Raw genomic sequence first — 11,834 nt, 5'->3', positions numbered from 1 at the left:
AAAAAATAGAAGTGGAAAATTTGTACGTACAAATATATAATGGGTATTGTGAAGTGAGAACAAACTCGATTTCAGGAAAGGTGTGGAACCGTTTGTTAAAAAAATTAAAGCAGGAAGTGCTGCAGGCTAATCTGGATTTGCCAAAGTACGGCTTGGTCACCTTTACATGGGGCAATGTGAGTGGAATTGACCGTGAACGCGGACTGGTGGTCATTAAGCCAAGCGGTGTGCCTTATGAGGAATTACAGGCGAACGATTTGGTCGTTGTGGATTTGCAAGGAACTATTGTGGAGGGCAGCTATCGTCCTTCATCCGACACGCCTACGCATTTGGCTTTATACCGCGCTTTTGAAGATATTGGCGGAATTGTACATACCCATTCGCCTTGGGCGACGAGCTGGGCACAGGCTGGCAGACCGATTCCGGCTCTCGGTACGACGCAGGCGGATTATTTTTACGGAGAAGTGCCCTGCACACGTAATATGACGAAGGATGAGATTGAAGGCGCTTACGAGCTGGAGACCGGGAATGTGATTATTGAAACCTTTCACAATTTAAAGCGGAATCCACGGCAAATTCCTGGTGTATTGGTCAATTGTCATGCTCCATTCGCTTGGGGTAAGGACGCTCATGATGCTGTTCACAATGCTGTTGTGCTGGAGGAAGTCGCCAAAATGGCTTACCATACGTACCAATTGAATCCGCAGATTGCTCCGATGGATCAAGTGCTGCTGGATCGGCATTTTTTGAGAAAACACGGTGCTAACGCATATTACGGACAAAAATAAAGCGATGGAGGCGAACAGGTTGGGCAACAAATATGCAATTGGTGTCGATTACGGAACTGAATCCGGCCGAGCCGTGCTGGTCGATTTAAGCGACGGAACGGAGCTGGCGGATCATGTTACGCCGTATCCGCATAATGTTATTGACGAGCAGCTGCCGGAATCCAATGTCAAGCTGGAAATGGATTGGGCATTGCAGCATCCTGCGGATTATATGACTGTACTCAAACAATCGATTCCGGCAGTGCTGAAGCAATCTGGTATCGATCCGGCTGATGTGATCGGGTTGGGCATTGATTTTACAGCGTGTACGATGCTGCCTGTTGATGCAAAAGGGGTACCGTTATGCTTCGATCCCGAGCTGAAGGATCAGCCCCATAGCTGGCTGAAGCTGTGGAAGCATCATGCGGCTCAGGATGAAGCCAATCTGCTGAATGAAATTGCTGAGCAGCGCGGAGAAGCGTTCCTGCCGCGTTACGGTGGCAAAATATCGTCCGAATGGATGATTGCGAAGATCTGGCAAGTACTGAATGAAGCGCCTCATATTTATGAGCGCACGGACTTATTTCTGGAAGCGACTGACTGGGTTATCGCGCAAATGACAGGCAATACGGTCCGCAACAGCTGTACGGCAGGCTACAAATCGATCTGGCATAAGCAGGAGGGATACCCGAGCAAAGATTTTTTCAAAGCATTGGATCCAAGACTCGAGCATTTAACGGACACCAAGCTGCGAGGAGAGGTTCTGCCTCTTGGCACCAAAGCAGGCGGGTTGACTGAAGCTATGGCCGCACTGACAGGACTCAAAGCCGGTACAGCAGTAGCTGTTGGCAATGTGGATGCTCATGCCGCGGTTCCCGCTGTTGGCGTCGTCACACCTGGCAAGCTCGTGATGGCGATGGGCACATCGATTTGCCATATGCTGCTTGGCGACCATGAAAAGCAGGTCGAAGGCATGTGCGGCGTCGTCGAGGACGGAATCATCCCCGGCTATATGGGCTATGAAGCCGGTCAGTCCGCCGTAGGCGATATCTTTGCCTGGTATGTAGAGCAAGCCGTCCCAGCTTACGTGCACGAAGCCGCAGCAAGCGATAATATTACCGTCCACGAATGGCTGGAACGTCAAGCATCCGCCTACCTGCCTGGACAATCCGGATTGCTTGCTCTGGATTGGTGGAACGGCAACCGTTCCGTGTTGGTCGATACCGACTTAACCGGTCTGCTGGTCGGCTGCACACTGCTGACCAAGCCTGAGGAAATTTACCGTGCCTTGCTGGAATCTACTGCATTCGGCACACGCAAAATCGTCGACGCCTTCCATGATAATGGCGTCGAAGTCCAAGAACTGTACGCCTGCGGCGGCTTGCCGCAAAAGAACAAGCTGCTGATGCAAATTTACGCGGATGTCACCAACCGCGAAATCAAAATCGCCGCTTCCAAACAAACGCCAGCGCTTGGCGCTGCTATGTTTGGCGCTGTTGCCGCCGGCTCCGCTAACGGGGGCTACGACACCATCGTCGAAGCCGCCCAGCAAATGGCCCGCATCCGCGAGGAAACGTTCAAGCCGATTCCAGCTAACGTCGAGGTCTACGAGAAGCTGTATCAGGAATACTGCAAGCTTCACGATTACTTTGGCCGAGGCGCGAACGACGTCATGAAGCGCCTAAAGGCCATCAAAGAAGAAATCAAATAATCGCTAAAATCGCTCTGCTGAGTTGCACTGAAGTCTCTCAGTCGTTGCACTATCGTTGCTCTGTCATCGTTACCTTGTCGTCATTGCCCTGTCGTCATTGCCCTGTCGTCGTTGCTCTCGCCCTGCTCTTGCCCTGCTCTTGCCCTGCTCTCGCTCTGTTCTCGCCCTGCTGATGTTCCATGAGGAACGAAGTGCCCTTATCCCTAACTAACTCCATACACCAAAGTCAAGCGTGTCCCATTGGGACGAAAAGCGCCCCGAATACACAACAAAACTATGCACCCGCACCCCAGCACCCAAAGCCAAGCGTGTCCCGCAGGGACGAAAGCGCCCCGAGAACACCCCAGTCTGCAGACAGTCAGGGGAGTCCAGAGGGCAACGCCCTTTGGGGCCCTCCCTACAGGGAGGGTTTGGGAGGGTCGAAAAAAGGAGATTAACCCGCCATGCTAACCATAAAACCCTACGAATTTTGGTTCGTTACCGGAAGCCAACACTTGTACGGCCCTGAAACACTATTAGAAGTCGAGCAGCATTCACGCGAGATCACACAAGGCTTGGACCGAGATAACGCAATTCCTTACTCAATCGTCTTCAAAAGTGTGCTCACAACGCCAGATGCCATTCTCCAGCTTTGCATTGATGCTAATGCGGACGCAGCCTGCGCGGGGATTATTACCTGGATGCATACCTTTTCTCCAGCCAAAATGTGGATTGCCGGCCTGACCGAGCTGCGCAAGCCGCTGCTGCATCTGCATACGCAATACAACCGTGATATTCCATGGGACACGATCGATATGGATTTTATGAACACCAATCAATCGGCTCATGGAGATCGTGAGTATGGCTTTATCGGCAGTCGTATGGGGATAGTCCGTAAGGTTGTAGTCGGATATTGGGAGGAAGCTCAGGTTCGTGAGCGGATCGGTGGCTGGATGCGCACAGCTGTCGCGGTAATCGAAAGCCGCAATTTGAAGCTGGCCCGTTTTGGGGACAATATGCGTCAGGTCGCGGTGACTGAAGGTGATAAAGTAGAAGCGCAGATTAAATTCGGCTGGTCGATCAATGGGTATGGCGTCGGTGATTTGGTTCAGCGGATTAATGATGTATCGGGCAGTCAAATCAATGCTTTGTTTGATGAGTACTCAGAGCTGTATGATATTTCTGCCGAAGGACGTGCGCCGGGCGCATTGAAGGATTCGATTCTTGAGCAAGCGCGCATTGAAATCGGGATGAAGGCTTTTTTACAAGAGGGCGGTTTCAGTGCCTTCACGACCAGCTTTGAGGATTTGCATGGCATTAAGCAGCTTCCAGGCCTTGCGGTTCAACGGTTGATGAGTCAAGGCTACGGCTTTGGCGGAGAAGGCGATTGGAAAACAGCGGCTTTAACACGGATGATGAAAATTATTGCGGGTAACGAAGGAACCTCATTCATGGAGGATTACACGTATCACCTGGAGCCGGGAAATGAATTGGTGCTGGGCTCGCATATGCTCGAGGTTTGTCCAACCATCGCAGCGACGCGTCCCAAAATTGAAGTTCATCCACTTTCCATTGGCGGCAAAGCAGATCCGGCGCGCCTGACCTTTGATGGTCGTGCCGGTGCAGCCGTGAACGCATCCTTGGTCGATATGGGTGGCCGTTTCCGCTTGATCATCAGTCAGGTAGATGCTGTAGCTCCGCATAAATCGATGCCCAAGCTCCCTGTAGCGAGAGTTCTCTGGAAATCCCAGCCTTCCCTGCAAGAAGCCGCTGAAGCCTGGATCTATGCCGGGGGCGCGCATCATACCGTGTTCTCCTATGTGGTAACCGTTGATCAGCTGCTCGACTGGGCAGAAATGACGGGTATCGAAAGTGTCATTATTAATAAAGATACCAGCCTGCGCGGATTCCGCAATGAACTGAAGTGGAATGAACTGTTCTGGCGCCTGCGCTAAGAAGAATTAATTTAAGGAGCTTTGTCCCGTAATAGGTGACAGGCTCCTTTTTTACGCCACTGGTGAAGAAGCACTTTTTGTCTATCTATCTTCCCAGCGGTATGGTGAATAATGAGCGCAGCGGTTCATTTTCACCGGACTTCATACTTAAATCTTTTGTGCAATCCTTACATTTCATGTTATATTAGAACGGGCAGATTGCTATTATAATATGGAGGTATTCGTGATGAACAAAATAAAAGTAGGTATAGTAGGTTATGGTAATTTAGGCCGAGGTGTGGAATCGTCTATTCAGCAAAATGCAGACATGGAGCTCGTTGCGATATTTACAAGACGTCAACCCGCTGATATTGAATCAGCTGTAGAAATGGTTCATATTTCGAAAATCGATACCTACATAGGCAAAATCGATGTGATGATATTATGTGGCGGTTCGGCAACGGATCTACCGGAGCAAGGTCCGTACATCGCGTCCATGTTCAATGCAGTGGACAGCTTTGACAATCACGGCAAAATCCCTGAATATTTTGATGCTGTAGAAGCCTCAGCCAAAAAATCTGGACATGCCAGTGTCATTTCAACAGGCTGGGACCCAGGATTGTTTTCATTAAATCGTTTGCTGGCTGAAGTGGTGCTGCCTGAAGGAAAAGAATATACATTTTGGGGAAAAGGGGTAAGCCAGGGTCATTCGGATGCGATTCGTCGAATTCAGGGTGTGAAGAACGCTGTCCAATATACCATCCCTAATGACGAGGCAGTTAATAAAGTCAGAAATGGCGAAGATCCCGTATTAACAACGAGAGATAAGCATCTAAGAGAATGTTATGTTGTGGCGGAAGCCGGAGAAGATCTGTCACGAATTGAAAAAGAGATTACTACGATGCCTAATTATTTTGCTGATTATGAGACTGTGGTTCATTTTATTAGCGCTGAGGAATTGCAGGAACAGCATGCGACTATGCCTCATGGTGGGCTTGTATTCAGAAGCGGCAAGACCGGCGTCAACAGCAAGCAGATCATAGAATTTGGACTTAACCTGGATAGCAATCCTGAATTTACGGGCAGCGTACTGGTAGCTTATGCCCGAGCCATCCATAAGTTTGCTGGCGAAGGTTTTGTCGGAGCCAAAACGGTATTCGATATTCCATACGGTTATTTGTCACCCAAATCAGCGGAACAGCTGAGAAAAGAATTGTTATAGCATTAAACGGGACTAAAGCTGCACACAAAGGTCATACCCTCCATTTTCTTGCGGGAAAAAGGGGTAGGACCTTTTCAATTTCTTGAGAGCATCACGCCTGGAGAATACCGAAAGCAACGCACAGGGAATTGAAGAGCTTTGCCACTGTTAGGGTGGCAGGCTCTTTTTTTCATTACAAGGATAAAAAGTGCAAGCGGATAAAAAGTGTTATAACCACCTAACAATAGGGGAGAAATGTGTTATTGTCGGCAATGGGAAGTTCCGTCTATGATTGCGCTATCGAGCAATAAGGGAGGAACACCATGGCAGTTAGCAAAACAGAGGAAGCCGCCTTAAGAGGGAGGAGCATGGGAAACAGCCACAACAAAAAGAGTGCCTTAATGTATGTGTTAAAGCGCGATAAATATTTATATTTGTTGGCTGTTCCCGGAATTTTATTTTTTCTAATTTTTAAATATGTTCCGTTATGGGGGATCAGCATCGCTTTTCAGGATTATTCACCGTACCAGGGGTTTTTCAAAAGCCCATGGGTGGGACTGGACAATTTTAATCGTTTTTTTGCCAATCCCGATTTTTTTCATCTTTTTCGCAATACGATCGCCATCAGCTTAATGAATCTGTTTTTTTATTTTCCGCTTCCGATCCTGCTATCGATTTTACTGACGGAATTAAAAAATGAGCTGTTCAAAAAAACGATTCAGACGATTATCTACATGCCTCACTTTTTATCGTGGGTTATTATTGCAGGAATTACTTTCCTGCTGCTGTCCCAGTCCGAGGGTGTTGTTAACAAGATGCTGATCGCCGCAGGGCTGAACAAAATTGATTTTTTGACGAGTCCGCAGCTGTTCTGGCCGATTCTTACCCTGCAAACGATATGGAAGGATGCGGGCTGGGGAACCATTCTATTCCTTGCAGCCATTGCAGGCATCGACCCACAGCTCTATGAAGCAGCGAAAATGGACGGTGCTGGCCGCTTTCGCCAAATCTGGCATATTACGCTGCCTTCCATTCGTAACGTGATCGTGATTCTCCTCATTCTGCGGATCGGACATATGATGGATGTGGGTTTTGAGCAGGTGCTGCTTATGGCCAATGGTGCCGTTTCCGATGTGGCAGACGTGTTTGATACTTATGTGTTCCGTGTGGGTATCCAGCAGGGTGAATTCAGCTACAGTACTGCGATTGGTATATTTAAGTCGGTAGTTGGGTTGACCCTGGTTGTTATTGCCAACAAATTGGCCAAGAAGCTGGGTGAGGAAGGAGTCTATTGATATGAGGTTGTCCATAGGAGATAGAACGTTTATTGTATCGAATGTTATGCTGTTATCGATCGTCGGATTGGTCACCTTGTTCCCGCTGTATTATGTATTTACGGTATCATTTACGAAGCCGGAGGAATATATCAGCAAAGGTTTTGTGCTTTTTCCTGAGTCGTGGAGCTTGTTATCGTATCAATATATTTTTTCGACGCAAGCATTCGTGAAGGCGATTGGTGTCAGCGGCTTTCTGGCACTGGCAGGCACTGTAGTTTCTTTATTAATTACGTCCAGCTTTGCCTATACACTTTCGAGGAAAAGATTAAAGGGCCGCAAGCTTCTGATGCTGCTCGTGCTGCTGACAACCTTGTTTCAGGCTGGCATTATTCCGGATTATTTGCTGATCAAGCAGCTGGGCCTGATGAACAGCTTGTGGGCGTTGATTATACCTGTGATGTCCAGCGGTTGGTATATTTTATTAATGAAAGGCTTTTATGATGGGATCCCGGATGCGCTGCAGGAAGCGGCTACGATTGATGGGTGTAATGAAATCGGGGTATGGGTTCGAATTATATTGCCGCTTTCGGTGCCTTCCATGGTAGCGTTTGGCCTCTTCTTTGCTGTAGGCTACTGGAATACGTTTTTCAATGCGATGCTTTATATCAATGATCATCACAAATGGCCGCTGCAAATGCTGCTGCGCAATATGATCGTCGACTCTTCAACTTCAATGGGGGGGTCGATGGCTTTGGGAAATGATTTGCAGCTGCCTTCGGAGACGATCAAGATGGCTGCTGTGGTGGTGGCCACGGTACCGATTCTGATGGTGTATCCATTTCTGCAAAAGCATTTTGCCAAAGGGGCTATGATCGGCTCCATCAAGGAATGAATGCATACCATTATACGACTAATAGGGGGAAGGATTCAATGATGAAGAAAAGCAGTGCAATTGCATTATCGTGTATGATTGGGATGAGTGGGGTGCTCGCTGCATGCAGCAAGAGCGGTAGTGAAGTCAGCACGGCTGGAAAAGAAGCGAACAAGCCCGTTGAGATTAACATCATGTCGGATTTCTACAGTCCAGAGCCTCCGAGTGATCAGGACCCGATTCGTTTGGAAATAGAGAAAAAAACAAATACGAAGCTGAACATTACATGGGTATCTCCGAACAATTATGGAGACAAAACGAATGTGACGCTAGCCTCTGGCGATCTTCCGGAGCTGATGCTGATTCGTGAACCGTTCCAGGCTCAAATCCGAAAAATGGCAGACCAGGGTGCTTTCTGGGATTTGACGCCGCTGTTGAAGGATTATAAAAATTTAAGCGCTTTTCCGGCGGAAAGCTGGAAAAATACGAGCCTGAACGGAAAAAACTATGGGATTCCATTTACCCGTCCGCTCTATGGTACGGAAGGCATGCCGATCCTGCGGAAGGATTGGCTCGACCATCTGGGAATGCAGCCGCCCAAAAATCTGGATGAAATGTACGCGGTCATGCAAGCCTTTACTGAAAAGGACCCCGACGGCAACGGTAAGAAAGATACGATCGGATTAACGGCAACCGTCAATGCGAACAATATGGGCAGCCTGTCGTGGGTGGAGAACGTATTGAACGGTAATTACGGCAAGTGGAAGGAAAAGGATGGCAAGCTGATCGATATGACCTTTGAGAAGGGAACTAAAGACGCGTTAATTTGGTTAACCAAGGCATATAAAGAAGGTTTACTGGCCGCCGACTTCCCGACATTAAAAAATTCCCAGGTCAGAGAAAGCATCACAACGAATAAAGTGGGGATCTTCACGGATGCGCTCAAACCGACCTGGCTGCTTACCGGACAGATGCGTGCAGCTAATCCGAAAGCCGATTTATTGCAGCTTTCTTCTCTCGAAGGGCCTCAAGGCAAGTTCGCACCCAAGGGCAGCGGCGCATTTGGCTTCTGGGTAATCCCCAAATCGGTACCTGAGGCGAAGCTGAAGCAGATTCTGGCGTTCATGGACTACGGCGCCACTGAGGAAGGCAGCGTCATGGCCAACTATGGCTTTAAAGGCGAGCATTATAATGTGCAGGATGGTATGTATTTGTTCACGGAGAAGGCTAAAGTGTACACCGGGGTTATTTTTCCGATCTTCCAAAGCCTCGATAAATATGCATTTGCCTATCAAACGGGTATTCCAGCAGATTTCCTGAAACGGAATATGTCCATTATTGACGAACAAGCGAAGGTTGCAACCGGAGACCCGGCGATTGGCTTAAACTCCGATACGTATAACAAAGTCGGGATCGATTATGACAAAAGGACTCAGGATCTAAAGGTGAAAATTATTTTTGGACGGGAGCCTATTGAGGCCTGGGATACGTACATAGCAAGCTTAAAAGCAGACGCCCAATATCAAAAAATCGTGACCGAATTTAATGACGATTACAAGAAAAGACAAGGGAAATAAAGACTGGTGTGTGCGAAGTGGGGCCTGATGTTTACTGCACGGCATGGTGACTTTTCCTAATGGATGATAAAATGGCAAAGGATCAGAAGTCTGACTTCAAGCATTCGACCATCCGATCACAGAAAGGAAGTTAAGAGCTGCGTTGAATAACTGGACTGCCTCATTTCGTGCTCTTGGTAAATATTCGATGGTACAAAAGCGTTTTTACCGCAAAAGCTTTATGATCATTCTCATAGCGATCTGCTTGCCGACACTTGTTGTAGGCAGTGGTGTCAAATGGATCGGTACGCGGCAGCTGGAGGATAGTGTGCTCGTAGCACGTAATCATCAGGTGGCTCAATCAGCCCAGCGTGTGGACGATTATTTCTCTTATCTGGAGAAAACAGCGGCTCAATGGGCATTTAATCCTGAATTTGGCGTTAAATTAAAAAGTCAGGAAACGAGCTACGATTATGAATTTATCCGAAATGTATATACGAATTTATTGCTTTTAAAGGAATCCAATCCGTTAATTGATCAGGTTTATATCGTTCTGGATCGCCCCGGCCTTGTATTCTCGGATAGTAACGGAACGATACAATTGCGTGAGCAGGAGCGTCCAAGGTTCCACGAGCTGCTGAACAATCCGCATTCGACCTTCTGGCTGCCGGCTTATCAAGCTGCCAATACGGTGGTCGGCAAAGGAAGGCTGACGCTTGCCTATTTGCTGTCGGATGAAAGCGCCGAGCCGTTTGGTACACTATTAATTTATTTGAAGCAGAAGCAGGTGGCTCAGCTATTAAGCGGGGTGACCTTGGGCGAGAATGGTGCGACCTTTTTGTTTAACGAAACGGGGGAAACAGTAGGAAGCTCTAACGAAACGCTTGATTCTATTCAGCAGCAGCAGGAGCTGGCGCATCTGATCCAGAGACGTGAGCAAGCCAAAGGCTCATTTGTTTACGATTATGGTGGGTCTGCCTATTCGGTCTCCTACACCTCATTTAAACGGCTGGGCAAGAGCTGGACTTATGTCTCGATGGATGCTTTGGATAAATTAAATTCGCCTGTCATTGCTGCTTCCAATTTCGTATACATGGTAGGCTTGGCAGGGCTGCTGTTCGGAATTATAACGGCGATTGTCGTCTCCCGCAAGCTGTACCAACCGATCCTTGAGCTGATGAAAATGTTCAAAACGAACAGCAATACAGGCAAGGAATCGGCGGATGAAATCGAATTTATTGGCGAGCAATGGAGACGCCTGAACCTTGAAAGCCGGACGCTGGAGCAGCGATTGCAGCAGCAGCTGCCCACGATGAAGGAAGGCTTCCTGCTTCAGCTGCTCCAGGGGCATTTTCGCTCATCGGATCAATCCGAATTGGAAGAAAGAATGCGGCTGTTTGGCTGGGATACGGATGAGATTGGTTTTGTCGTTCTCAGTATACAGCTGCATGGATCTTCCCGGGTGAAAGGAAGGTTTCATAAAGGCGATCAGGAGCTTATTTCCTTTGCATCTGTGAATATTACGGAAGAAATTATGAAGGACAGCTTTTTGAATGGAGAGATTATTAACTTTCACGATCTTTCGATTAGTGTCCTTGTAGGCTGCCCGCTTTATTATGAAGCCGATGAACGAAGTGATGAGCTGTACCGTCTTGCTGAACAGCTGTCCATCATGCTGCATCGCTTCATCCAAATGGATGTTACCGTATGCATCAGTAAATGGGTTCCATCGGTCGTAGATATTCCTCAAGCCTGGGATGAGGTTGGTCGAATCGTCCGTTACCGGGATATGAACGAATCAAGGCAGGTTATCCATGCTGACGATTATTTATCTCAGGGGACCGATACGATCCATTACCCTTTTGCTGCAGAATCAGAAATCCTTCAGGCTATTCGCAATGTTAACGCGGAGGAATCGATAATCGCTTTGAATAAGTTTAGCAGCGAGCTCAAGGCGAATACGACCAAGGAATATTTATTTCAACAAGGTATGCTGCAGCTGTATGGAAACCTGCAGTTCGGTTTTCTGAAAGCAGGCTATAATCCGTTTGAAGCAGCCCCTTTCAGCATTCAAGAGGAGCTGGCGAATTTAACAGAGCCTGCAGATATAACCAACTTGTTTCAAAAGCGCGTCATTCAGCCTTATATTGACAAAATTCGACAAGATTCTGAAAAACAGGATGTTCGTTTAAAGCAGGCAATTGAACGTGTTATCGAGACCATCCATAACAAATACGAAACCGATTTGTCGCTGGACCTGTTTGCCGAGGAGCACAATTTAACGCCGCTTACACTGAGCAAGGCGTTTAAAAAAATGACAGGCACCAATTTTATTATTTATTTGACCGATGTCCGGATTCGCAAATCGAAAGAGCTGCTGTCGGAAACGGATTACAAAATCAATGACATCGCCGAAATGGTCGGCTATCAGCCAACATATTTTAACCGAATTTTCAAAAAAAACGAAGGGGTAACACCAAGTCAATACCGCGAGTCTATGCTCGTGACATTGCCGCCGCAGGATGAATAACCCGGTAT

General features: G+C 47.8%; 8 protein-coding genes. All 8 read left to right on the top strand.

What is annotated here, in order from left to right:
* The first annotated feature begins 92 nt into the window (after window positions 1-92).
* The 8 genes from araD to LRL21_RS11160 all read left to right on the top strand — a co-directional run bounded on the left by araD (window position 93) and on the right by LRL21_RS11160 (window position 11,826).
* Window positions 93-788, top strand: coding sequence for an L-ribulose-5-phosphate 4-epimerase (araD, locus tag LRL21_RS11195; protein WP_240415863.1), 696 nt, complete (start codon window positions 93-95; stop codon window positions 786-788).
* A gap of 19 nt (window positions 789-807) precedes the next feature.
* On the top strand, window positions 808-2,478 hold the full coding sequence (locus LRL21_RS11190; protein ID WP_240415862.1) for a ribulokinase: 1,671 nt from the start codon (window positions 808-810) through the stop codon (window positions 2,476-2,478).
* A gap of 443 nt (window positions 2,479-2,921) precedes the next feature.
* Window positions 2,922-4,412 carry an L-arabinose isomerase gene (gene araA, locus LRL21_RS11185; protein ID WP_240415861.1) on the top strand — a complete coding sequence of 497 codons (1,491 nt, stop codon included), beginning with the start codon at window positions 2,922-2,924 and terminating at the stop codon, window positions 4,410-4,412.
* A 226-nt stretch (window positions 4,413-4,638) separates the two neighbouring features.
* Window positions 4,639-5,613, top strand: a complete 975-nt coding sequence (locus LRL21_RS11180) for a diaminopimelate dehydrogenase (RefSeq protein ID WP_240415860.1) — start codon at window positions 4,639-4,641, stop codon at window positions 5,611-5,613.
* 347 nt (window positions 5,614-5,960) lie between these two features.
* Complete coding sequence (locus LRL21_RS11175; RefSeq protein ID WP_240416130.1) at window positions 5,961-6,887, top strand: ABC transporter permease; 927 nt, start codon at window positions 5,961-5,963, stop codon at window positions 6,885-6,887.
* Between the two features lies 1 nt (window position 6,888).
* Complete coding sequence (locus LRL21_RS11170) at window positions 6,889-7,761, top strand: carbohydrate ABC transporter permease (RefSeq protein WP_240415859.1); 873 nt, start codon at window positions 6,889-6,891, stop codon at window positions 7,759-7,761.
* Between the two features lie 38 nt (window positions 7,762-7,799).
* Window positions 7,800-9,317, top strand: coding sequence for an extracellular solute-binding protein (locus LRL21_RS11165; RefSeq protein ID WP_240415858.1), 1,518 nt, complete (start codon window positions 7,800-7,802; stop codon window positions 9,315-9,317).
* A gap of 142 nt (window positions 9,318-9,459) precedes the next feature.
* A complete protein-coding gene (locus tag LRL21_RS11160) occupies window positions 9,460-11,826 on the top strand; it encodes an AraC family transcriptional regulator (protein ID WP_240415857.1) in 2,367 nt (788 codons plus the stop codon).
* Window positions 11,827-11,834: the final 8 nt, after the last annotated feature.

Source organism: Paenibacillus periandrae (assembly GCF_022458865.1).
In the GTDB taxonomy this organism is placed as follows: domain Bacteria; phylum Bacillota; class Bacilli; order Paenibacillales; family NBRC-103111; genus Paenibacillus_S; species Paenibacillus_S periandrae.
This window is presented reverse-complemented; position numbering and strand designations above follow the sequence as displayed.

Coding starts and splice junctions, on each gene's coding strand:
- araA (WP_240415861.1), top strand. CDS start 2,922: ATGCTAACCATAAAACCCTACGAATTTTGGTTCGTTACCGGAAGCCAA.
- LRL21_RS11180 (WP_240415860.1), top strand. CDS start 4,639: ATGAACAAAATAAAAGTAGGTATAGTAGGTTATGGTAATTTAGGCCGA.
- LRL21_RS11175 (WP_240416130.1), top strand. CDS start 5,961: ATGGGAAACAGCCACAACAAAAAGAGTGCCTTAATGTATGTGTTAAAG.
- LRL21_RS11170 (WP_240415859.1), top strand. CDS start 6,889: ATGAGGTTGTCCATAGGAGATAGAACGTTTATTGTATCGAATGTTATG.
- LRL21_RS11165 (WP_240415858.1), top strand. CDS start 7,800: ATGATGAAGAAAAGCAGTGCAATTGCATTATCGTGTATGATTGGGATG.